21 protein-coding genes are annotated in these 21,516 nt (G+C 64.4%); 14 read left to right on the plus strand and 7 right to left on the minus strand.

Annotated elements, in window-relative coordinates:
- Positions 1-363 precede the first annotated feature (363 nt).
- Together P7F60_RS06920 and P7F60_RS06925 are read left to right on the plus strand one after the other, a co-directional pair.
- Complete coding sequence (locus tag P7F60_RS06920; protein ID WP_277916975.1) at positions 364-819, plus strand: tRNA (cytidine(34)-2'-O)-methyltransferase; 456 nt, start codon at positions 364-366, stop codon at positions 817-819.
- A gap of 107 nt (positions 820-926) precedes the next feature.
- Positions 927-2,156 (plus strand): hypothetical protein, encoded by a 1,230-nt coding sequence (locus P7F60_RS06925; RefSeq protein WP_277916976.1) that lies wholly within the window; start codon positions 927-929, stop codon positions 2,154-2,156.
- A 322-nt stretch (positions 2,157-2,478) separates the two neighbouring features.
- Here the strand turns inward: P7F60_RS06925 and P7F60_RS06930 are convergent, their stop codons facing one another.
- The gene (locus P7F60_RS06930) at positions 2,479-2,739 is read right to left on the minus strand and encodes a hypothetical protein (RefSeq protein WP_277916977.1); all 261 of its coding nucleotides are present in this window, start codon (positions 2,737-2,739) and stop codon (positions 2,479-2,481) included.
- Between the two features lie 153 nt (positions 2,740-2,892).
- Between P7F60_RS06930 and hemF the strand changes: the two genes are divergently transcribed.
- The 3 genes from hemF to P7F60_RS06945 all read left to right on the plus strand — a co-directional run bounded on the left by hemF (position 2,893) and on the right by P7F60_RS06945 (position 4,547).
- Positions 2,893-3,804 (plus strand): oxygen-dependent coproporphyrinogen oxidase, encoded by a 912-nt coding sequence (gene hemF, locus P7F60_RS06935; RefSeq protein WP_277916978.1) that lies wholly within the window; start codon positions 2,893-2,895, stop codon positions 3,802-3,804.
- A gap of 131 nt (positions 3,805-3,935) precedes the next feature.
- Positions 3,936-4,199, plus strand: a complete 264-nt coding sequence (locus P7F60_RS06940; RefSeq protein ID WP_347276855.1) for a hypothetical protein — start codon at positions 3,936-3,938, stop codon at positions 4,197-4,199.
- 150 nt (positions 4,200-4,349) lie between these two features.
- On the plus strand, positions 4,350-4,547 hold the full coding sequence (locus tag P7F60_RS06945; RefSeq protein WP_277916979.1) for a DUF1059 domain-containing protein: 198 nt from the start codon (positions 4,350-4,352) through the stop codon (positions 4,545-4,547).
- A 123-nt stretch (positions 4,548-4,670) separates the two neighbouring features.
- Here the strand turns inward: P7F60_RS06945 and P7F60_RS06950 are convergent, their stop codons facing one another.
- The 3 genes from P7F60_RS06950 to P7F60_RS06960 are packed head-to-tail and all read right to left on the minus strand — an operon-like array spanning position 4,671 to position 7,179.
- Complete coding sequence (locus P7F60_RS06950) at positions 4,671-5,924, minus strand: CCA tRNA nucleotidyltransferase (protein WP_277916980.1); 1,254 nt, start codon at positions 5,922-5,924, stop codon at positions 4,671-4,673.
- Positions 5,921-6,559, minus strand: a complete 639-nt coding sequence (locus P7F60_RS06955; protein ID WP_277916981.1) for a CoA pyrophosphatase — start codon at positions 6,557-6,559, stop codon at positions 5,921-5,923. The genes P7F60_RS06950 and P7F60_RS06955 overlap by 4 nt, the downstream gene beginning before the upstream one ends.
- Complete coding sequence (locus P7F60_RS06960) at positions 6,556-7,179, minus strand: DUF1285 domain-containing protein (protein ID WP_277916982.1); 624 nt, start codon at positions 7,177-7,179, stop codon at positions 6,556-6,558. Before P7F60_RS06960 ends, P7F60_RS06955 begins: the two co-directional genes overlap by 4 nt.
- Positions 7,180-7,413: 234 nt before the next feature.
- Here P7F60_RS06960 and P7F60_RS06965 point away from each other — a divergent pair, with 234 nt between their 5' ends.
- From P7F60_RS06965 to P7F60_RS06985, 5 genes are all read left to right on the plus strand, one after another.
- Positions 7,414-8,427: a MoxR family ATPase gene (locus P7F60_RS06965; RefSeq protein WP_277917204.1), complete on the plus strand. Its 1,014-nt coding sequence runs from the start codon at positions 7,414-7,416 to the stop codon at positions 8,425-8,427.
- 68 nt (positions 8,428-8,495) lie between these two features.
- Positions 8,496-9,428, plus strand: a complete 933-nt coding sequence (locus P7F60_RS06970) for a DUF58 domain-containing protein (RefSeq protein WP_277916983.1) — start codon at positions 8,496-8,498, stop codon at positions 9,426-9,428.
- Entirely contained in the window at positions 9,425-12,235 is a 2,811-nt protein-coding gene (locus P7F60_RS06975) for a DUF4159 domain-containing protein (protein ID WP_277916984.1), read from the plus strand. Before P7F60_RS06970 ends, P7F60_RS06975 begins: the two co-directional genes overlap by 4 nt.
- A gap of 1 nt (position 12,236) precedes the next feature.
- Positions 12,237-14,306, plus strand: coding sequence for a hypothetical protein (locus P7F60_RS06980; protein ID WP_277916985.1), 2,070 nt, complete (start codon positions 12,237-12,239; stop codon positions 14,304-14,306).
- A complete protein-coding gene (locus P7F60_RS06985) occupies positions 14,303-14,731 on the plus strand; it encodes a GNAT family N-acetyltransferase (RefSeq protein ID WP_277916986.1) in 429 nt (142 codons plus the stop codon). The genes P7F60_RS06980 and P7F60_RS06985 overlap by 4 nt, the downstream gene beginning before the upstream one ends.
- A gap of 82 nt (positions 14,732-14,813) precedes the next feature.
- Here the strand turns inward: P7F60_RS06985 and P7F60_RS06990 are convergent, their stop codons facing one another.
- Positions 14,814-15,359: an N-acetyltransferase gene (locus tag P7F60_RS06990; RefSeq protein ID WP_277916987.1), complete on the minus strand. Its 546-nt coding sequence runs from the start codon at positions 15,357-15,359 to the stop codon at positions 14,814-14,816.
- A gap of 254 nt (positions 15,360-15,613) precedes the next feature.
- On the opposite strand from P7F60_RS06990, the gene P7F60_RS06995 reads away from it, so the two are divergent.
- Positions 15,614-16,600, plus strand: a complete 987-nt coding sequence (locus P7F60_RS06995; protein WP_277916988.1) for a glutathione S-transferase family protein — start codon at positions 15,614-15,616, stop codon at positions 16,598-16,600.
- A 6-nt stretch (positions 16,601-16,606) separates the two neighbouring features.
- Here the strand turns inward: P7F60_RS06995 and P7F60_RS07000 are convergent, their stop codons facing one another.
- A complete protein-coding gene (locus P7F60_RS07000; RefSeq protein ID WP_277916989.1) occupies positions 16,607-17,095 on the minus strand; it encodes an NUDIX domain-containing protein in 489 nt (162 codons plus the stop codon).
- Positions 17,096-17,257: 162 nt separating this feature from the next.
- On the opposite strand from P7F60_RS07000, the gene P7F60_RS07005 reads away from it, so the two are divergent.
- From P7F60_RS07005 to P7F60_RS07015, 3 genes are all read left to right on the plus strand, one after another.
- Complete coding sequence (locus P7F60_RS07005; protein ID WP_277916990.1) at positions 17,258-18,166, plus strand: metallophosphoesterase; 909 nt, start codon at positions 17,258-17,260, stop codon at positions 18,164-18,166.
- 177 nt (positions 18,167-18,343) lie between these two features.
- A complete protein-coding gene (locus P7F60_RS07010) occupies positions 18,344-18,841 on the plus strand; it encodes an RNA polymerase sigma factor (protein ID WP_277916991.1) in 498 nt (165 codons plus the stop codon).
- A 5-nt stretch (positions 18,842-18,846) separates the two neighbouring features.
- Positions 18,847-19,704, plus strand: a complete 858-nt coding sequence (locus P7F60_RS07015; RefSeq protein WP_277916992.1) for an anti-sigma factor — start codon at positions 18,847-18,849, stop codon at positions 19,702-19,704.
- A 46-nt stretch (positions 19,705-19,750) separates the two neighbouring features.
- Here P7F60_RS07015 and leuA read toward each other — a convergent pair whose 3' ends face one another.
- Positions 19,751-21,472 carry a 2-isopropylmalate synthase gene (gene leuA / locus P7F60_RS07020; RefSeq protein WP_277916993.1) on the minus strand — a complete coding sequence of 574 codons (1,722 nt, stop codon included), beginning with the start codon at positions 21,470-21,472 and terminating at the stop codon, positions 19,751-19,753.
- Positions 21,473-21,516 lie beyond the last annotated feature (44 nt).

The raw sequence follows: 21,516 nt of genomic DNA on the forward strand, positions 1-21,516 counted from the left end.
AGAAAAAGCGAAGATTCGCTCGTTACGCCTGCCGCCATCCGGCAGCCTTTGGGAGGAGCAGGCGAATAACAATATCCATGGAACCCTCCCTGAAACGGCGTTGAAGATGCGGCTTTGTATCGCAGTCCAAAAGTTTTGCACAGAGGGATGGCGAAAAAATGTGCGGATTTCCTGAAGCCCGGCGCGCAGGCGTTGCAGCCCGGCCACAGGTCCCGCGTGCATGCCGGTCGATGCCGATCGCAATCTCCCATGTCGCGCCTTGCGTTTCAAATCGGCTATTTTCGTGCGTCGCCATCGCAAAACCGCTGCATGTTCTTGCGCGACATGCTTTATGCGCAGCGATAGTCTGAAGGAGACACCCATATGACGCGCCTGCGGATTGCGCTCTATCAGCCGGACATACCGGGCAATACCGGCACGGTCCTGAGACTTGCCGCCTGCCTCGGCCTCGGCGTCGATATCGTCGAGCCCGCCGGTTTCGACCTGTCGGATCGCAATCTCAGGCGCGCCGGCATGGATTACCTCGCTGCCGTGACCCTCAGCCGCCACGTCAACTGGGCCGCTTTCGAAGTTTGGCGGCAGGCCGAAAACCGCCGGCTGGTGCTCGCTTCGACCAAAGCAGCCGGGCGCTATACGGATTTTGCCTTCCGGCCGGACGATGTCCTGCTGTTCGGACGCGAAAGCGCTGGCGTGCCCGATGCCGTGCATGAGGCCGCCGATGCCCGCATCCTCATTCCCATGGTCTCGGGCCAGCGCTCGATCAATGTCGCGATGTCGGCGGCGATGATCGTCGGCGAAGCGCTACGCCAGACGATATAACGGCATATTTCAGCACATGCTTTAGGTGCATCGCAGCAAAGAGGTTGGCAATTGCGAACGGGTATGCGACACTATCGGAAGTGATCGCCAGCCCGGAGCCAGCACGCATGTTCCAGACCGCATTCACCTACAACCTGACGCGCTTTGCGCGCTTTCTCAGCTTGCCGGAGCGTCTTCAGCATGCGCCGCTGCGCAACCTGTCGCTGGAGCCGTTGCGGCAACGCAACACGGCCCTCGACGCCTTCTTCTACGATATCAAGGTCGTAACCCCGGAAGAGGCCTTCTACATCTCGGATTCGCTGGCCGCTGTCGGCTCTCTGCTGATCGTGCCGCCGAGCGGGGCGGGATCGCTGACGCTATGCGATACGCTCGATGAATTCTTCCTGCGCGGCGGGTCCGATGTCTCGGTGCTGGCGCTGGCCGGCGCCGGTGGCTCGGCGCTGGGCGCCGCCGCCTTCGCCCGCAATGTCGCCGATGCGGTGGGCAAACCGGTCGCCACCGTCGTACCCGGTTATGGTCTGGCGGATGCCATCGGAGAGGCCATGGGCGGTTCCTTCCTGTTCGGCTGGCTCGGCCAGGTGCGGCATGGTTTCGAAAGCATCGACGCGTTGTCCGGCCGGCCGCATTACGGCGTCGATCCGGAAAAGAACGCCGCTGCCGGCGCCTGCAAGGATCGCTGCCGCGACATGCAGACCGTTCTGGCGCTGCTCGCCGACCCGCGCGCGAAAATTGCGCTTTTCGCCGCCCATTCGCGCGGCAATAGCCTGCTTGCCGAGGCGCTGACCAAGCTCCGGGATATCGATGCCGCCCGCATCCAGGCGATCGCCGATACGGCGCGCATCGTCACCTTCGGCGGCAAGATCGCCATGCCGCCGGCCTTTACCCGCGTCATCGACGTCATCGGCCAGTGGGACTGGTATGGGGAGATGAATTCCCAGCCTTTCATCGCCACCGACCGCAAGGTCTCCGGCGCCTGGCATCACACCAACACCGATGTCCCCGGCCATATCGACGTCACCAATGTGCTGCGCGAGATTCTCGCCGCCGATCCGATCAGTGCGCCGGCGGAAACCGTGCCGGAACCGGTCGAGACCATCGCTGCCCCGGAAACGCCGCAAGTCAAGGCAGATGACGCCGCTCCGACCGACGACCACATCGCGGTAGAAGGCGAAGCGCCCGCCCTTCCCGCATCGATGCCGCTGACGGCGATCGCCACCATCGAAACGGCGCCGCTCGCCGAACCGGCGCCGCCGGCTCTGCCGATTTCCGTGCCCTTGCCGAAAAAGCCGGCCCTGCCGTCGAAAAGCCGCGCCCGCCGCGCCAAGCCGGCGCGCTGACCGCCGAAAAAAAGAGCCACGGTCCGCAAAGGGAACGTGGCCCTCAGGCGGAGGAACGGGGAGAAAGATCAGACAAGGCGTGAAGCGAATCGCCCAATCCCTTGCGGGAACTCGCGATTCCGCTTTCTTGACAGATCGGTTGCGGCAGCAGGTCGAGAAAAGAACAGATGCGGCCTCGGCCTCATGCCGCAGGATTCGGAACCGTCATGTTCCAAGGCCGTCATCTTGCAGCCATGATGACAAGGACCGGTTGCCAGAAAGTTTGCTGAATCGTTAAAATTCGAACGATCCCGTAAAATCCCTGATTTCGTCGGAAAACGCCTCAATCGGCGGAAGGCAGCCGGCGCATGGTGAATTCGATGCGATCGCCTTCGAGCTGGCGCCAGCTTTCCACCTCGGTCCAATAGGCGGCCTTCGGGAAGGCGTCAAACCATTCGCGCGCCTTGGCGCGGGCTTCCGGCCGTGTCAGCGTAAAGGTTTCGCGCACGAACTGGCCGGCGCCACGCTCGGGCGTCTGCTGGCGGTGACGGGCGATGCGCTGCCGCAAGCCGTCGAGGGACGGCGGTCCGGGAACCTTGGCCATACGATACCTCTCGTTTCAAAGATAATGCGGCATCGGGCCATTTGCGAGTCATTTCGCCGCTCACATTCGCGCCAGAGATGTCTTGCGGGCCGGCGGAGGCCGGGTATAAGGCGGCAAACGGGGTTTGGCCCGAGGAATCGCCGGGAGTGAAAGATGGAAAGACCGCAATTGCCGCAGGGCCTGCCGGAAGACATCGAAAACAAGAAGGCGGAGGCGCGCGCTTGGTTCGAGGGCCTGCGTGACCATATCTGCGCCGCCTTCGAGGCGCTGGAAGACGAACTCACCGGGCCTTTGAGCGATCGTGCTCCCGGCCGCTTCACGGCCAAGGACTGGCAGCGGGACGACGGCGAAGGCGGCGGCGGCCGCATGTCGATGCTGGAAGGCCGCGTCTTCGAGAAGGTCGGCGTGCATACCTCGACCGTGCACGGCGAATTCGCGCCCGATTTTCGCGCGCAGATTCCGGGCGCTGCCGAGGATCCGCGTTTCTGGGCCTCCGGCATTTCGCTGATCGCTCATCCGATCAACCCCAACGTCCCGACCGTGCATATGAACACGCGCATGGTGGTGACCACCTCGCACTGGTTCGGTGGCGGCGCCGACCTGACACCGATGCTCGACCGGCGCCGCACCGACGAGGATGCCGACAGCGTGCTGTTCCACAAGGCGATGGAGATCACCTGCAGCCGCCACCCGGTCGCCGATTATCCGCGCTTCAAGCAGTGGTGCGACGAATATTTCTTCCTGAAACACCGCAACGAACCGCGCGGCATCGGCGGCATCTTCTACGACTGGCTGCATTCGCCGGAGGAAAAGGGCGGCTGGGATGCCGATTTCGCCTTCACCCGCGATGTCGGCCGCGCCTTTGCCATGGTCTATCCGAAGATCGTGCGCTCGAACTTCAATACACCGTGGACGCAGGAAGATCGGGACGAACAGCTCGTGCGCCGCGGCCGCTATGTGGAATTCAACCTGCTCTACGATCGCGGCACGATTTTTGGCCTTAAGACCGGCGGCAATGTCGAATCGATCCTGTCGTCGCTGCCGCCAATGGTGCGCTGGCCCTAAGTAGCGGTTTTGTGACATGCGACAAAAAGACCGGATACCGTAAAGTTTTATATCCTCCTGAAATAGTGATTCATGCCGCGTCGGCGGCATGATATCGTCTCGTCATGTGATTCCATCGGAGGAGGATGAGCATGACTGAGAATGCCAGCATGTCCGGCAATCAGGTTTCCGCTGACCCATCCCGTCAGCTCGGTACGGAGGAATTCATCGGCCGCCTTGCCGAAAATCTGCGGCAGAACAGCGATAGCGACCTGCCCCGTTCCTTTTTCATCGAACAAGTCAAGCTGCAACTCGCCGGCCAGCAGAGCGGCATCCCGGAAGAACGCGCCAGAAACGCCGCGGCCGACCGCTACCAATCCTCGGATTGCTTCAAGGCCTGGGCCATTCCCGAGTAAGGCTCTTTTAGAACGGACCGAAAAGCCGCGTCCACGGTGAACTTTTTCGCCCGTTCCGCGTTTTGCCTTCGGCAAGGCGCAACGCCATGTGATGGCGGGCCTCCCGAGAGGCTCGTCGGTTTTCGATGGCAGATCGAAGGGAGAAGTCTCATGAGATTGTTCGAATGCGGTACGCTCGTTCCGGGTTGCGAGTGGCATACCCACGCCACGGAGGATGCCGAAGTGGTCCGCCGCGCCGTCGAGCACATGCGCTCGACCCATGGCGAAACCATCATCCGCGAAAACATGATCGACAACATCAAGGCCCGCATCGTCGACGAAGCCTCCCCGCAACGCGCCGCATCCTGACGATAGCGACGGCTGAAAACCTCTCTTTCGTCATCCTCGGCCTTGTGCCGAGGATCTGCTAACGTCTCGAAAATCAATACGTTGCAGATGCTCGGGACAGGCCCGAGCATGACGACGGAAGCCCTATTTCATCGCCGCCAGCCGGGCGACCAGCGTTGCCCGGTCGAGCGAAAAATTCGACTCGACCCACTGCTTTTCCAGCGCCTGCAACGCCTTGCCGACCGCCGGACCGGCAGCGAGGCCGGCGGCGAGCGCATCGGCGCCGCTTACCGGGAAATCCGGTTTCTTCCAGCTTTGCGCACGGGCAAGAAGTGCGGTCAGCCGCGCCGCCTGCTGCATGGCGTCGACATCGCCGCCCTCGGCCTTGGCGCGCGCCGAAGCCAAGGCCAGTTTCAGACGCACGCAGATGCCCTTCGGCCCATGCGCATAGAGCAGCCGGTCGAAGGCGGTCTGCGCCATGGTGTCGGAAATGGCGGGCGCCTTCGCCCAGGCAAGCAGCAGCGCCGCCTCGTCCTTCGATAGCCGCAACCGTTTGGCCATCGCCTCCAGCCGCACCGCATCCGGCGGCACGATAGCGGCGAGGCGCAGCAGCGGATCCGGCGTCCAGCGCAGCGCCTTTTCGGTGGCGATCAGCGCCGGAATGGCGTCGATGCCCCATTTTTCCGATTCCGGCAGGATCGCGGTGAGCACGCCGACCTGCCGCATCCACAACAGCGCCCGGCCGGGGTCTTCCGCGCTCAGCAACTTCTTCATCTCCGACCAGATGCGCTCGGCCGAAAGCGTCGCCAGCTTGTCGCGCGCGGCGGCACAGGCGCGCAGGCCCGCCGCATCCGGGCGGCCGCTGCCGTAATGGGCGAAGAAACGGAAGAAGCGCAGGATGCGCAGGTAATCCTCGGCAATGCGCTGGGCGGCATCGCCGATGAAGCGCACCGTCTTCGTCTCGATATCCGGCAAACCGTCGACGAGATCGACGATATCGCCGTTGCGGTCGACATAAAGCGCGTTGATCGTCAGATCCCGACGTTCGGCGTCCGCCTGCCAGTCGGTGGTAAAGGCGACGGTGGCATGGCGGCCATGGGTTTCGACGTCACGGCGCAGCGTCGTCACCTCGAAGGGCCGGCCGTCGATCACCAGCGTCACCGTGCCATGCGCAATGCCGGTCGGCACCGCCTTGATGCCGGCTTCCGCCGCACGCTCCATCACCTTTTCCGGCGGCAGGGACGAGGCGATGTCGATATCGCTGACCGGCAGGCCCATCAGGCTGTTGCGCACTGCGCCGCCGACCACCCGCCCCTCACCGCTATCGCGGTTGAGCAGGTCGAGCACCCGCGTCAGGGCCGGATCGCGAAACCAGTCTTCTGCGCCAAGATTGGTCATGCATAAAGCCTTTCATAGAGTGTGCGCACGATGCCGGCGGTGATGCCCCAGATCATCCAGTCCTCATAGGGCATGCGGTAGAAATGCCGTTCGATGCCCTGCCAGACGCTGCTGTCGCGGGTGTGGTTCGCGGGGTTCATCAGAAAGGACAGCGGCACCTCGAAGACGCTTTCCACCTCATGCGGATTGAGCGTCAGGTGAAAGCCGCGCTTGACCACCGACAGGATCGGCGTGATGCGAAAGCCGGTCGCCGCCAGATATTGCGGCAGGCGGGCAACGGGTTCGACGAAACCGGCATCGAGCCCGATCTCTTCCGTCGCCTCGCGAAGCGCGGCGCTTTCGGCATTGCTGTCCTCGGGATCGATGGCCCCACCGGGAAAGGCGATCTGGCCGGAATGCTTGCGCAGCTTGGTGGTGCGCTGGGTGAAGATCACCTTGGCGTCGTCGCCGTCGTCGACCACGGGAACCAGCACCGCCGCATCCTTCAGCCGGATGCCTTCGAGGCTGGTCCAGAGATCGGGATTGAGCAGGAAATCGCCATGCTCGCGCCAGGCGCGGTCGATGGGCGAGCCGTTCTGGGCCAGCGCGCGGCGCCGGAATTCGGCGGCGGAATAAAGCGGCAGGTCGAGCGTCATCGCGACAGGGCGTCCAGTTCGTCGGCCGGCATGACCGGAAAGATTTCGCCGCCGGAGCGGAGGCAGAACATTGCCCGCCCCTCGACGTCGATCACCTCGCCAAGCTCGACCAGATCGTACATCACCGCCCGCGACACCAGCGCTTCCAGCCGGCCGCGCACCAGGAGATAGGGTTTCAACTCGGCATTCTCCCCCTGGATGACGAAACGCAAGGGATGCTCGCGCCCGGCCGTCACCACATCGCCGACATTGGTGCGGAAGGTCAGCACCGGCGCGCCGTTTTCCTCGCCCACGCTCATCTCGACGGCGACGAAGGGCGCATCGACGACGCGGATACCGACCTTTTCCACAGGCGTGACCAGATAGGTCTTGCCGTCCTCGTCCTTGCGCAAGACTGTGGAAAACAGCCGCACCAGCGGCGCGCGGCCGATGGGCGTGCCGAGATAGAACCAGGTGCCGTCGGCGCGGATTTCCATGTCGAGATCGCCGCAGAAGGGCGGATTCCAGCGCTCCACGGGCGGCATGCCCTTGGCGCCGTCGTTCCTGTCGGCGGCGGCGCGGGTAATCAGCGCCGCCAGTCCCGCAGCGTCGGTCGTCTTGCCGATTTCTTCCCCTGCCATCTTTGTGTCCCGGTTTACTTTTAGGGCATATGGGTGAATGCCTTGAGAAAGACAGTCACGAGATAGAACATGTCGTACAAAAGTGGGTAGCGGTTTTGTGATGACGACATGCGACAAACAAGGAACTAGTCATTCGAAACGCGCTTGTCAGCCGTAAACTTGGGAATAAGTTGCAAGTCTAGGGCATGTCGTTCACGAATGCACGAATCGCCTGATGACGTGATGGAGAACGAGATGGGCATGATGAACGCCGCCGAGACGGACCTGGATGAAAAGGCGATCGTCGCCGCCGCCGAAAGCGCGCTGGCCGATATCGCTGCCGTGCGCACTGAGGTGGGCAAGGTCATCTTCGGCCAGGAGAAAGTGGTCGAGAACACGCTGATCGCGGTTCTCTCCGGCGGCCATGCGCTGCTGGTCGGCGTGCCGGGCCTTGCCAAGACCAAGCTGGTCAATACGCTGGGCGGCGTGCTCGGCCTCGATGCCAACCGCATCCAGTTCACGCCCGACCTGATGCCCTCGGATATCCTCGGCTCGGAAGTGATGGACCAGGACGAGAATGGCCGCCGTTCCTTCCGCTTCGTCAAGGGCCCGGTCTTCGCGCAATTGCTGATGGCCGACGAAATCAACCGCGCCAGCCCGCGCACGCAATCGGCGCTCTTGCAATCCATGCAGGAATATCATGTGACGGTCGCCGGCCAGCGGCTCGACCTGCCGGCCCCCTTCCATGTGCTCGCCACCCAGAACCCGCTGGAGCAGGAAGGCACCTATCCCCTGCCCGAAGCCCAGCTCGACCGCTTCCTGATGCAGGTGGATGTCGATTATCCCGATCTGGCCGACGAGCGCCGCATTCTTTTGGAGACCACCGGCCTTGCCGAGGAACAGGCCGGAACGGTTTTGAATGCCGGCCGGCTGATGGAAATCCAGAAACTCATCCGCCAGATGCCGGTCAGCGATGCCGTGGTCGACGCCATCCTGTCGCTGGTGCGTTCGGCGCGTCCCGGCCAGGGCAATGCGAGCACCGACAAGCATGTCGCCTGGGGTCCAGGCCCGCGCGCCGGTCAGGCGCTGATGCTCTGCGCCCGCGCCCGCGCGCTGTATGAAGGCCGCCTCGCGCCGTCGCTGGACGACGTGCATGCGCTGGCCGAACCGGTGTTGCAACACCGCATGGCGCTGACCTTCGCCGCCCGCGCCGAAGGCATGTCGGTGCGCGATGTCATTGCCGGGCTGGTGAAACAGGCCCGTAACTAAGGCAAGCATTTCCCGGAAAAGTGGACACCGGTTTTCCGTCAGGAAATGCGCGAAATAAGGAAAAACGCTTGGCTTCGATCGGCGAGATCGTCACTCCGACACCGGGCAAGGATGCGTTGGCGCGGGCGCGCCAGCGCGCCGTTCTCGTGCCCGATTGCATGGTCGAGGCGCGGCGCATCGCCAATACGGTGATTGCCGGCTGGCATGGCCGGCGCAAGCGCGGCATCGGCGAGAATTTCTGGCAGTTCCGCCCCTATGCCAATGGCGAAAGCCTGTCGCGCATCGACTGGCGCCGCTCGGCCCGCGACGACCATACCTATGTGCGCGACCGCGAATGGGAGGCGGCACATACGATCTGGCTCTGGGCCGACATGTCGCCCTCGATGCTCTACAAATCCACCCTCGGCCTGGTTTCCAAGGAAAGCCGGGCGCTGGTCGTGATGCTGGCGCTGGCCGAGATCCTCGCCCGCTCCGGCGAGCGCATCGGCTGCCCCGGCATCATGGAGCCGATTTCCGCCCGCAACGCCGCCGAACGGCTGGCGACGGCGCTCATCCATGCGCCGCCGACCGCCGGCCTGCCGGATACGCGGATGATCCGCGGCGCCAGCGACCTCGTGCTGATCGGCGATTTCCTCGATGACGCAGACAACGTGATCGGCCGTCTCGCGCCGCTCGCCCGCCGTGGATTGCAGGGCCATGTGGTGGAGATCTCCGACCCGGCCGAAGAATTGTTCCCCTATAGCGGCCGCACCGAATTCATCGACCCTGAGACCGGCGAAAAACTGGTCGCCGGCCGCGCCGAAACGCTGCGCGAAGAATACCAGACCGTCTATCGCGCCCGTCGCGAAAACCTCGGGCAGTCGCTGCGCCATCTCGGCTGGAATTTCGTCAGCCACCGCACCGACCGCCTCGCCTCCGAGGCGCTGGTCGCGGTGCATATGTATCTCTCCGGCATGCCCGCCGCCGGCCCGCACGGAGCATCGCATGGAGGGATGGCATGAGTGCCTTCGCCTTCGCCAATCCGGCGATCCTTTTGGCGCTGGTGTCGCTGCCGGTCATCTGGTGGCTGCTGCGCCTGACGCCGCCGAAACCGAGGGCCGAAGCCTTTCCGCCGCTCGCCGTGCTCGCCCGCGTGCTGAAACGCGAGGAGACCCCGGCGCAAAGCCCGTGGTGGCTGACGCTGCTGCGCATGTTGCTGGCAGCGGCGGTGATTTTTGCGTTGGCCGATCCCGTCGTCAACCAGCGCACGACGGCACTGGCGACCGGACCGCTGGTGCTGCTCATCGACAATTCCTGGGCCGCCGCCGGTGATTGGGACCGCCGTCTCGAAACCGCAAACGCCCTGATCGACGATGCCGAGGCGCAGGACCGCCCGGTCAGCCTCGCCTTCACCGCCGACCTGACCCATGACGCCGTTCCCGCCGACGCCACCCGCGCCCGCGAAAAACTGCTGGCCGCGACCGTCAAGCCGCTGCTGCCGGATCGCGCCCGCGCCATCGAGGCGATCCGCGCCGCGCTGAACGGTCAGCCCCCCGGCACCATCGCCTTCCTGACCGACGGCATCGCCACCGGCGAAAATGACGCCACGCTCACCGATCTTGCGGCCCTGAAACCCGGCGAGTTGCGCCTGATCGAAGGCGACGGCGCGTCATCCCTTGCGCTCACTGCCGTCGCCAACGGCACCGAGACGATGAGCGTCACCGCCAGCCGCCTGAACGGCGCGCCGGCCGCCGCCTTCACGCTCACCGCGCAGGACGGACAGGGCCGGCCGATCGCCAACGGTACGCTGAATTTCGCCCCCGGCGAGACGATCGCGACCGGCACCGTCGCCGCGCCCTTCGAGATGCGCAACGATTTCGCCCGCGTCAGTGTCGAGGGTCTTGCCAATGCCGGCACCGTCCACCTGCTGGACGATGGCTTCAAGCGCCGCCGCGTGGCGCTGCTCTCGGGCCAGGTCGGAGACGAATTCCAGCCGCTGCTGTCGCCGCTCTATTACATCAACCGCGCGCTGCAGCCCTATGCCGACCTGATCGAGCCGAAGGTCGCCGATCTCGCCCAATCCATCCCGGAAATCCTGTCGTCCAATCCGTCCGTGATCATCATGGCCGATATCGGCCGCCTGCCGGAGGAGACCTATGCGCCGCTGCAGCGCTGGATCGCCAATGGCGGCACGCTGATCCGCTTTGCCGGCCCGCGCCTTGCCGCTGCGCCCGCCGACGATCCGCTGGTGCCGGTGGTTTTGCGTCAGGGCGAACGCGCGCTTGGCGGCGCGCTGTCCTGGGCCGAGCCGCAGCCGCTCGCCGATTTTCCGAAAACCGGTCCCTTCGCCGGCATGGCGCGGCCGGACGGCATTCTCGTCAAGCGGCAGGTTCTGGCCGAACCGACGCCGGATCTGGCCGAGCGCACCTGGGCGAGCCTTGCCGACGGCACGCCGCTGGTCACCACCCGCGCCGTCAATGGCGGCCGCATCGTGCTCTTCCATGTCAGCGCCGAGGCCACCTGGTCGGACCTGCCGATTTCGGGCCAGTTCGTCGAGATGCTACGCCGCATCGTGCAGCTTTCCCGCTCGGGCGGCGCGACCGCCGAGGCCGGCGGCGCGACGACGGCCGAAGCCCTGCCGCCCTTCCGTCTGCTCGACGCCAAGGGCGCGCTGATCGCCGATACCGGCACCGCCAAGCCGCTCGATCCGCGCCGCGATCTCACCAAGACCGCCTCGACCTTCGACAACCCGCCCGGCCTCTATGGCAGCGAAGACGGTTTCACCGCCCTCAACCTGCTTCCCTCCGGCGCCGTGCTGAAGCCGCTGCTGCCGGCACCGAGCGGCACCGCCGTGTTGCGCGAGGCGCTGATCGGCAAGCAGGCCTGGTCGGCCAAGCCCGCGCTCTTCACCCTCGCCTTCCTGCTGTTGATGGCCGATACGCTGATTGTGCTTTTCATGAACGGAGCCTTCGCCCGCCGCCTGCGCCAGGCCGGCCGCGCCACTGCCGCCCTGCTTCTCATCGCCGGCGCCGTGGCCCTCATGCCGCTGCCGGAAGCCCGGGCCGACGATTCGAAACCCGGCGACGACGTGCTGATGGACCGGCTGACCAACACCCATCTCGCCTATGTCGTCACCGGCGAGCCGGATGTCGACCGCATTTCCGAGCAGGGGTTGAACGGGCTCACCGAATACCTCACCTATCGCACGACGCTGGAGCCGGCCCCGCCTGTCGGCGTCGATATCACCAAGGATGAGCTGGCGGTCTTCCCGATCATCTACTGGCCGATTTCGGCGACCGCTCCGATGCCCTCGGCGGCGGCGATCAACCGCATCGACGCCTATATGCGCTCCGGCGGCACGGTGCTGTTCGACACCCGCGACCAGTTCAGCGCCCTCGACCAGTCCGGCGCGACGAGCCCGAACGGCGAACGTCTGCAGGAAATCCTCGCCAATCTCGATATCCCGCCGCTGGAGCCAGTGCCCGGCGACCACGTGTTGACCAAGGCCTTTTACCTGCTCTCCAGCTTCCCCGGCCGCTATTCCGGCAGCCCGCTTTGGATCGAGGCGCGGCAGGAAGCGCGCAATGCCGGCGCCACCGCCTCGCAGGGCGACGGCGTGTCGCCGATCATGATCACCGGAAACGATTTCGCCGGCGCCTGGGCCATCGACGCCAACAGCGCCCCCGTGCTGCCGACCGTGCCGCCGGACGAGATGCAGCGCGAATATGCCTTCCGCACCGGGGTCAACATCATGATGTATATGCTGACCGGCAACTACAAGGCCGATCAGGTGCATGTGCCCGCCCTGCTGGAACGGTTGGGACAATAGCATGACCATCGGTTTCTCCCCCTTCCTGCCCTGGGCGGTGCTTGCCGGGCTCGCCGTCATCGTCGTGCTGGCCTCCGCGCTCGGCCTGTGGAAGGGCGTGCGCGGCACGCTGATCCGCAGCCTCGCCGCCATTGCGCTTCTCGGCGCGCTCGCCAATCCGATCCTGATGCAGGAGGATCGCGAGCAGCTTTCCACCGTCGTGCCCGTGATCATCGACCGCAGCCAGAGCCAGCAGACGCCGGAACGGCAGGCGATGACCGACGAGGCGCTGGCGCAGCTCAAGGATCGCCTCTCCCGCTTCCCGCGCATCGAGCCGCGCTTCATCGAAGCGAAGGACGATGAGGACTCCGATTCGCCCTCGACGCGGCTGTTCTCCGCTCTCTCCTCGGCCATTTCGGATGTGCCGCCGGCGCGCATCGGCGGGGCGATCTTCATCAGCGACGGCCAGATCCACGACCTGCCGGCCTCCGCCGAGACCCTCGGCTTCGACGCGCCACTGCACGGGTTGATCACCGGCAAGGAAAACGAATTCGACCGCCGCATCGAGATCGTCCGCGCCCCGCGCTTCGGCCTCGTCAACCAGGATCAGGAACTGACCTTTCGCGTGCGCGACGACGGACCGTCGCCGGGCGGCGCGGCCAATGTCACCGTGCGCATGAACGGCGCCGAGATCGCCACGCTGACGGCGACGCCGGGGCAGGATACACCTTTCACCTTCAAGGTGCCGCGCGGCGGCAACAACGTTCTCGAATTCACTGTGGCGGAACTGCCCGGCGAAGTCACCGCCACCAACAACAAGACCGTCCACCTGATCGAGGGCATCCGCGAGAACCTGCGCGTGCTGCTGGTCTCGGGCGAACCGCATGCCGGCGAGCGCGCATGGCGCAATCTGCTGAAATCCGATGCTTCGGTCGACCTGGTTCACTTCACCATCCTGCGCCCGCCGGAAAAGCAGGATGGCACACCGATCAACGAATTGTCGCTGATCGCCTTCCCGACCCGCGAGCTGTTCGTCGAGAAGATCAACGATTTCGACCTGATCATCTTCGACCGCTACCAGCATCGCGGCGTGCTGCCGATCCTCTATTACGATTACATCGCCCAATATGTGCAGAAAGGCGGCGCGCTGCTGATCGCGGCGGGGCCGGAACATGCCGGCGAGGATTCCATCGCCATGACGCCCTTGGCGACCGTGCTGCCGGCCGCCCCGACCGGCCGCATGGACGAAGCCCCCTTCTATCCGCGCCTGTCGGAGGCCGGCAAGAAACATCCCGTCACCCGTGGCCTCGATGGTGCGACGCAGGAGCCGCCGAACTGGGGCCGCTGGTTCCGCACCGTCGATGTCGATCCGCCGCAGGGCCAGACGGTCATGGTCGGCGCCGACAACCATCCGCTCTTGGTGCTGAACCGCGCCGGCGAAGGTCGTGTCGCCATGCTGCTCTCCGACCAAGGCTGGCTCTGGGCGCGCGGCTTCGAAGGCGGCGGCCCGCATGTGCAGCTCTATCGCCGCATCGCCCATTGGCTGATGAAGGAACCGACGCTGGAGGAAGAGGCGCTGACCGCCCGCGCCGCCGGCCGCACGCTGGAAATCACCCGCCAGACGGTCGGCGACGATCCCGGCCCGGCCACCGTCAAATATCCCTCCGGCCGCACCGAACAGGTGCCGCTGTCGCTGACCGAACCCGGCCTTTACCGCGCCGAGCAGAAGGTCGACGAAACCGGCCTGTTCGAGATCGAGAACGGCACCCTGTCTACGCTGGTGCATATCGGCGCCGTCGATGCGCCGGAATTCAAGGCGATGGTTTCGACCACCGACACGCTGAAGCCGCTGGCGGCCGAGACCAACGGCCTCGTCACCCGCGTCGCAAGTGCTGGCGGCAGCATCGACCTGGCGCCGATCCTGCCGGTGCGCGGCGTGGTGCGCAGCGCCGATCCCGGCCGCATGGCGATCCGCATGACCGACGAGACGGTGCTGAAGGGCATCGACACGCTGCCGCTGTTCGCCGGCTTCCTCGGCGTCGCCATCCTGCTGTTCGCCTTTGCCTCGATGTGGTGGCGCGAGGGACGATGACGGCGCCCTTCACGCTGGAGGTGACCGCAACGCCCTCCCCCGACGACATCGCCGTCCTCGGTGACGGCCTCGGCGCCTATAACGCCGCCGATGTCGGCCCTTCGGGTCGAGAAGGCATTGCGGTCCTCCTGCGCCAGCAGGATACCGTTACCGGCGGCATCGCCGGCTTCACCGCCTGGGGCTGGCTTTATGTTCAATGGCTATTCGTGCCCGAACCCTTGCGCGGCCAGGGCGTGGCGGCACGATTGCTCGCTTCAGCCGAAAACGAGGCAATGGAACGCGGCTGCCACGGCGCCTGGATCGATACCTTCAATCCCACGGCACTGCGCGCCTATCAAAAACAGGGTTTTGTGGTTTTTGGCGCTCTCGACGATTTTCCCAAGGGGCGAACGCGCTGGTTTTTGCAGAAGCGGCTGGTTGGGTAAAGCCCCTCATTCGGCCCCTTGGGCACCCTTCCCACAGAAGGAAGACGGGCGCCACTCTATGCCTTATAGGCGATAGCCGCCGTCAGGCGCTTTTCAGCAACCGTTCGACAGCCTCGGCCTCGACCGCCTTGTCCCGCCAGGTAATGACACCCTTCAGCCGCGAATGCGTATCGGGCGCAAACGGCGCCACCAGAATCCGGGCGGGATCGGTAGGCGCAGGAAAGGTCAGCGCATTATAAGCGACCTTCTCGAAACCGAGCGGCATGTAATAGGGAGCGTCGCCGACAAGGATGACGGCTTCCGAGCCTTTGCGCCGGGCCGCGTCCACGGCGATCCGCACCAGTTCGCGGCCGATGCCCCGGTTCTTGTGCGACGGCCGGACGGCGAGCGGGCCGAGCAGGTGGCCCTTAACCGAACCCGCCAGCACCGGCGTCATCCGCACAGAAGCAATGGTTTCGCCATCGTCGCAGCAGACATAGGACAGCGCCCGGTCATGCGGCCCCTGCTCACGGATACGCGCGGACGACTTGGTAAACCGGCCGGGGCCGAAAGCCTCGTCGTTGATGAGTTCGATGACGGCGTCGTGCGTTGCGTCTTCGGTGAGATAGACCAGATCGTGCTTGAGCATGGTGAGACTGTACCGTGGAGGATGCGGACATGCGGATGTATTCAGCCACGCCAAAATGGCGTGTTTGAGATCATCAGCGTCGTCGCAGGCTCCGAAGGGTCGTCATCGATCAAGTTCCAAAAAGAGAATGGCAAAGCGGATATCAGAAAATATTCGTTTGTCCAATGGTAAAAACGCACCGTTCATTGTTTGGCGTCTCGCCAGCTGCGCGCCACGGTCTATCTTAGCCGCCAGATAACGACAGGAGATTTGATATGGGACGGCTCGTCGACGGCGTCTGGCAGGACGTGTGGTATGACACCAGGGAAAACAGGGGGCATTTCAAGCGCGCCGCCTCGCAATTCCGCAACTGGGTGACGAAGGACGGCAGCGCCGGCCCGAGCGGCCAGGCCGGCTTTGCCGCCGAGCGCGACCGCTATCACCTCTACGTGTCGCTCGCCTGCCCCTGGGCGCATCGCACGCTGATCTTCCGCAAGCTGAAAGGGCTGGAGGAGATCATTCCGGTCACCGCCGTCTCGCCGCTGATGCTGGAAAACGGCTGGACCTTCGATACGGAGAAGGACGGCATGGCCGACCCGCTGTTCGGCGCCGACTACCTCTGGCAGATCTACACCCGTGCCGATCCGCAGTATTCCGGCCGGGTGACCGTGCCGGTACTGTGGGACAGGAAGACGCAGACCATCGTCAACAACGAATCGGCCGAAATCATCCGCATGTTCAACAGCGCCTTCGACGATCTCACCGGCAATCGCGACGATTACTGCCCGCCGCATCTCAAGGCCGAGATCGATGCGATCAACGACCGTGTCTACGATCGCGTCAACAACGGCGTCTACAAGGCCGGTTTCGCGACGACGCAGGACGCCTATGAAGAGAACGTCCTGAAACTGTTCGAGACGCTGGACGAGTTGGAGGAGCGCCTGTCCCGCCAGCGCTATCTGGTCGGCAACCGGCTGACGGAGGCCGACTGGCGGCTGTTCACGACGCTGGTGCGCTTCGATCCGGTCTATGTCGGACATTTCAAATGCAACATCCGCCGCATCGCCGATTATCCGAACCTGTCGGCCTATCTGCGCGAACTATATCAGGTTCCGGGCGTGGCCGGGACGGTGGATTTCCACCACATCAAGCACCACTATTACCGCAGCCATCCCACGATCAACCCGACCCGCATCGTTCCCGTCGGCCCTGAACTGGACCTGACGACCCCACATGGGCGCGAAAGGCTGGCTGCGGCCTGAGGCGATCTACCAGATCATCGCCGGCGGTTCCTCCCCGCGCAATTCCGCCAGCCGCCGCACCGTGGCCTGTGTCACGCCGTCCGGCAGGGCATCCAGCGCAAAGAAGCCGCAGTCTCGGATCTCGCGATCCGGCGGGCGCGGCGCGGTCTGGCGCACGTCGACGCGGTAAAACAGAACATGGTCGCGCTTGCTGGCGTTGCGGTTGAAATAAATGTGGAACAGCGCGGGCTGGCCGAGGATTTCGAGGTTTCCCTCCTCGCGCAGCTCCTTGATCAGCGCGTCGCCGGCGCTTTCGTAATGCTCGACGCCACCGCCGGGCATATGCCAGCCGGGCACATAGGTGTGGCGCACCAGGAAGATCCGCCCCTCCGCATCGAAACAGGCGGCGCGCACGCCGAGCGTCATGCCACGCGTCACGGCGAAGACGCGGTGCAGGTTTGAGGTGAGCAATCGGGTGGCGATGATCTTCAGCCGGGGCTTGAGGCGTGCCATCATTTTATCGTGCTCCTCGAAGCCAGGTCTCGTCAACGTCCTGCTGTCGCACATGTCCATGGGAAAGCCCGCTTTCGTCCACGGCTGAAAATGCTCCGATTTGTCGCAATTCCAGCCGGAAAACCGGTTTCCCCTTTCCGCGTAAATGCTTTATGTCTGCGCCCCATGTTCAAGCTTGCTCATATTTCCGATGTCCATCTCGGGCCTCTGCCGAAACTGACCTTCCGGGAACTGGCCTCCAAGCGCATCACCGGGTTTGTGAACTGGCATCGCAACCGGCGCAAGCATCTTTTCACCGATACGCTGGATGTACTGCTCGAAGACATCGAGCGGCAGGCGCCCGATCATCTGGCGATAACGGGCGATCTCGTCAACCTCGCGACCGGCATCGAGATTCGCGCCGCCGCCGATTGGCTGGAGGAAGTCGGCTCGCCGGAAACCACGTCCGTGGTGCCCGGAAACCACGACGCCTATGTCGCCGGCGCCCACGACAAGGCGATGAACGCCTGGTACGGCTATGTGTGCGGCGACAACAACCCTGCCGCCTGGGACGAGGAGCGCAAGATCTTCCCCTATATGCGCGTGCGCGGACCGGTGGCGCTGATCGGCTGCTCGACCTCGATCGCCACGCCGCCCTTTTCCGCCAGCGGCTATTTCGGCCGCCGCCAGGCGCGAGAGACAGTCAACATGCTGCGCGCCGCCGGTGAGGCAGGGCTGTTCCGCGTCGTCCTGATCCACCATCCGCCGATCCGGGGCGCGACGTCGCCGCACAAGCGCATGTTCGGCATCCGCCGTTTCGCCGCCGCCATCTCCTCGGGCGGGGCCGAACTGGTGCTGCACGGCCATACTCATCTCAACACCACCTACTGGCTGCGCGGCCAGACGAGGCCGGTGCCGGTGGTCGGCATCGCCTCCGCCTCGCAGGGCCCCGGCGGTAAGAAACCGCCGGCCGCCTACAATCTTTTCCACATTTCCGGCAGCGCCGGCGCCTGGCATCTGGAATGCGAACGCTACGGGCTTACGCCGGATGGGCGCGAAATGGCGCTGGAGAACCGCGTCACCCTGCTGGATTAGCCCGCTTGCCACCAAAACCGCTTGCAGAGCGCGGTCGGTTGATTCATACCTTGGAATGCGCACGCGCAAGCCCTGGGATTTGTACCCTCGGAAACTGCCGGACGGGCGCATGATCTGGCAAGTGTCCATCATGATCGGCTTCACAACCGCGTTCCCGCGCGTCTGGATTGAACGGCAATGCATGAAACGGCAGTATCGGATATGGACGACCTTCGCCGCAGCCTGGTCGGGCTGCTGCCGAAGCTGCGCCGTTTCGCAATGACGCTGGCCCGCGATGCCGCAGATGCCGACGCGCTGGTGCTGCAAGCCTGCGAGCGCGCCATCGCCAAAAGCCCGATGCATGAGGGCGAAGCCAGGCTGGACGAGTGGATCTACACCCTCGCCCGCACTCTCTGGGCGGAGGAAGCGCGAAAACGCCCGCCCCGCGCCACGCAGGCAAGCCACGATCCGGCATCGCGTGAAAGAATCTCTCCTGCCCACCCGCTTCACGAGACGATTCTCTCTATGCCCGAGGGATTGGCGAGTGTTTTCGTGCTCGTGAACGTCGAGGGGCGCAGCTATGGTGAGGCAGCAGGAATTCTCGGCATTCCCGTCGCCACCGTCACGGCGCGCCTGTCCGCGGCCAGGCTGAAAATGGCCATGATTGTGGCCGAGGAAGAAGCAAGGAGAGCGTGAGCCGAATGCAGGATCTTCGAAAGCAGCCGCTTGAGGTACGTTTGTCGGCCCTTCTCGACGGAGAAGTGGCGCAGGACGAACAGCAGGAACTCGAACGACTCCTTTCGATGAACGGCGATGCCCGCGACCTGTTCGAGCGGCTGAAGCGCGGCTCGGAGACCGGCACAGCCGCCATGGACGAGCTGGTGAAGGAACCGGTTCCGCTGGCTCTGGTGCGCGCCATCAAGCAGGCGCAGCCCCCACGCGAAAAGCCCGGCCCGCGCCTGACGCTGAAATCGCTGCTGCGCACCATCCGCATCGCGCCCACCGGCCCGCAGGCGCTGGCCGCCGGCCTGTTCCTGTTCCTCGTCGGCGGCGGCATCGGCTATCTCTTGGGCGCACAGGCCACGGGCGCGGCACTGGCGCCGCAGGCGCTGGCCGCACTGCCGGCGAAAAGCTGGCTGGACGACATCGCCGCCTATCATCGCGTCTATTCCCGCCAGCAGCGGCATCTGGCCGAGGTGCCGGCCTCGGATGCCGACCATATCGTCGAATGGCTGACGGAAAGCGTCGGCGTTTCCTTCGCCCTGCCCGACCTAACCGGTGAAGGCCTGCAATTCCGCGGCGCCCGGCTACTGGTCGCCGAGGGCAAACCGGTCGGCGAACTGCTCTATCGCAACGATGACGACGACGTCATCGCCATCTGTTTCATGAAGGCCAGCAACAAGGCGCCCGGCACCAAGACACAAGGCCTGGACGAGACGATTCGCGACGACATCGGCCTGATTTCCTGGACCCGGCCCAACGCGTCCTACGTGGTCGTCGGCCCGTCCTCCGAGGCGACGCTGACGCAGATCGCCGAGAAGGCGTCGTCCCTCTTGTGAAGGCAGGGATGGCGGAAGAGGCTTGCCCCTTCCGCCGGAGACGGCATCAGCCCTTCAGTTCGAGCACGCGGTTGGCGGCCGAGACGATCGCTTCCAGCGACGCCGTGACGATGTTATTGTTGATGCCGGCGCCGAACAGCTTTCCGCCGGGATATTCGACCTCAACGTAAGCGATGGCAGCGGCATTCGAGCCATGCTGCAGCGAATGCTCGGAGTAATCCGCCACAGACAATTCGATGCCGAGATAGATCGACAAGGCATTGATGAAGCCGTCGATCGGACCGGTGCCGCGGCCTTCGATCTGCTTGGTCACGCCCCTGTCGGTGATCTCGGCGGAAACGATGCGCACGCCCTTCTGCTCGCTGACCGGATAGGTGTGGTGATCGACGAATTTCAGGCGCGCCTGCGGCTGCTCGACATAGCGCTCCATGAAGCGGTTGTAGATGCTTTTCGAAGGCAGCTCCTTGCCTTCCTCGTCAGTGATGCGCTGGATGTCCTCGCGGAACTCCACCTGCAGGTTGCGCGGCAGGTTGATGCCGTAATCCTGCTGCAGGATATAGGCGATGCCGCCCTTGCCCGACTGCGAGTTGATGCGGATGATCGCCTCGTAGGTGCGGCCGACGTCCTGCGGGTCGATCGGCAGGTAAGGCACCTCCCACAAGGGCTTGTTGGCGACCTTGATCGCCTTCATGCCCTTGTTGATCGCATCCTGGTGCGAGCCGGAGAAGGCGGTGTAGACCAGTTCCCCAACATAAGGATGGCGCTCGGGAATGACCATCTCGTTGGCATATTCGTAGACCGACTTGATGCGCTCGATATCGGAGCAGTCCAGCTCCGGATCGACCCCTTGGGTGAACATGTTCAGCGCCAGGGTGACGACGTCGACATTGCCGGTGCGCTCGCCATTGCCGAACAGCGTGCCTTCGACGCGGTCGGCGCCGGCCATCAGGGCCAGTTCCGTGGCGGCGATGCCGGTGCCGCGGTCGTTATGCGGATGCAGCGAGATGATGACGCTGTCGCGCTTGTCGATGTTGCGGCACATCCATTCGATCTGGTCGGCATAGACGTTGGGCGTCGCCATCTCGACCGTCGAGGGCAGGTTGAGGATCAGCTTGTCCTCGGGCGTCGGCTGCACCACCTCGATGACGGCGTTGCAGATCTCCAGCGCCACCTCCAGCTCAGTGCCGGTGAAGCTTTCCGGCGAATATTCGAAACGGAAGCCGCCGCCGGCCTTCGCGGCCATGTCGGTGATCATCTTGGCTGCATCGACGGCGATCTGCTTGATGCCGTGGACATCCTTGCCGAACACGACGCGGCGCTGCAACTCGCTGGTGGAGTTATAGAAATGCACGATGGGGCGATGGGCGCCCTGCAGGGCCTCGAAAGTGCGGGTGATCAACTCCGGGCGGCACTGCACCAGAACCTGCAACGAGACATCCTCGGGCACGTTGCCCTGTTCGATGCACCAGCGGGCGAAGTCGAAATCCGTCTGCGAGGCCGAAGGGAAACCGATCTCGATTTCCTTGAAACCCATGTCGAGCAGCAACTGGAACATCCGCGCCTTGCGGTCATGGCCCATCGGGTTGACCAGCGACTGGTTGCCGTCGCGCAGGTCCACCGAACACCAGACCGGCGCCTTGGTGATGGTCTTCGAGGGCCAGGTGCGGTCGGTCAGGTTGATCTGCGGATAGGGCTGGTACTTGATACCCGCCGCCGGCATCCCCTTGTGAGATTGGCCCTTAGGGGAGGATTGGTTGTTCGCGTCCATTGTCATGTCTCTTGCTTCGCAATCCCGGGACGGGCTCTTGTGGC

Source organism: Rhizobium sp. YJ-22, from assembly GCF_029601685.1.
GTDB lineage: Bacteria > Pseudomonadota > Alphaproteobacteria > Rhizobiales > Rhizobiaceae > Metarhizobium.

Coding starts and splice junctions, on each gene's coding strand:
- P7F60_RS06950 (WP_277916980.1), bottom strand. CDS start 5,924: ATGACCAATCTTGGCGCAGAAGACTGGTTTCGCGATCCGGCCCTGACG.
- P7F60_RS06955 (WP_277916981.1), bottom strand. CDS start 6,559: ATGACGCTCGACCTGCCGCTTTATTCCGCCGCCGAATTCCGGCGCCGC.
- P7F60_RS06990 (WP_277916987.1), bottom strand. CDS start 15,359: ATGCTCAAGCACGATCTGGTCTATCTCACCGAAGACGCAACGCACGAC.
- P7F60_RS06920 (WP_277916975.1), top strand. CDS start 364: ATGACGCGCCTGCGGATTGCGCTCTATCAGCCGGACATACCGGGCAAT.
- P7F60_RS06980 (WP_277916985.1), top strand. CDS start 12,237: ATGACCATCGGTTTCTCCCCCTTCCTGCCCTGGGCGGTGCTTGCCGGG.
- P7F60_RS07005 (WP_277916990.1), top strand. CDS start 17,258: ATGTTCAAGCTTGCTCATATTTCCGATGTCCATCTCGGGCCTCTGCCG.
- P7F60_RS07010 (WP_277916991.1), top strand. CDS start 18,344: ATGCATGAAACGGCAGTATCGGATATGGACGACCTTCGCCGCAGCCTG.
- P7F60_RS06985 (WP_277916986.1), top strand. CDS start 14,303: ATGACGGCGCCCTTCACGCTGGAGGTGACCGCAACGCCCTCCCCCGAC.
- P7F60_RS06925 (WP_277916976.1), top strand. CDS start 927: ATGTTCCAGACCGCATTCACCTACAACCTGACGCGCTTTGCGCGCTTT.
- P7F60_RS06975 (WP_277916984.1), top strand. CDS start 9,425: ATGAGTGCCTTCGCCTTCGCCAATCCGGCGATCCTTTTGGCGCTGGTG.
- P7F60_RS06965 (WP_277917204.1), top strand. CDS start 7,414: ATGGGCATGATGAACGCCGCCGAGACGGACCTGGATGAAAAGGCGATC.
- hemF (WP_277916978.1), top strand. CDS start 2,893: ATGGAAAGACCGCAATTGCCGCAGGGCCTGCCGGAAGACATCGAAAAC.
- P7F60_RS06960 (WP_277916982.1), bottom strand. CDS start 7,179: ATGGCAGGGGAAGAAATCGGCAAGACGACCGACGCTGCGGGACTGGCG.
- P7F60_RS06995 (WP_277916988.1), top strand. CDS start 15,614: ATGGGACGGCTCGTCGACGGCGTCTGGCAGGACGTGTGGTATGACACC.
- leuA (WP_277916993.1), bottom strand. CDS start 21,472: ATGGACGCGAACAACCAATCCTCCCCTAAGGGCCAATCTCACAAGGGG.
- P7F60_RS06930 (WP_277916977.1), bottom strand. CDS start 2,739: ATGGCCAAGGTTCCCGGACCGCCGTCCCTCGACGGCTTGCGGCAGCGC.
- P7F60_RS06940 (WP_347276855.1), top strand. CDS start 3,936: ATGACTGAGAATGCCAGCATGTCCGGCAATCAGGTTTCCGCTGACCCA.
- P7F60_RS06945 (WP_277916979.1), top strand. CDS start 4,350: ATGAGATTGTTCGAATGCGGTACGCTCGTTCCGGGTTGCGAGTGGCAT.
- P7F60_RS07015 (WP_277916992.1), top strand. CDS start 18,847: ATGCAGGATCTTCGAAAGCAGCCGCTTGAGGTACGTTTGTCGGCCCTT.
- P7F60_RS07000 (WP_277916989.1), bottom strand. CDS start 17,095: ATGATGGCACGCCTCAAGCCCCGGCTGAAGATCATCGCCACCCGATTG.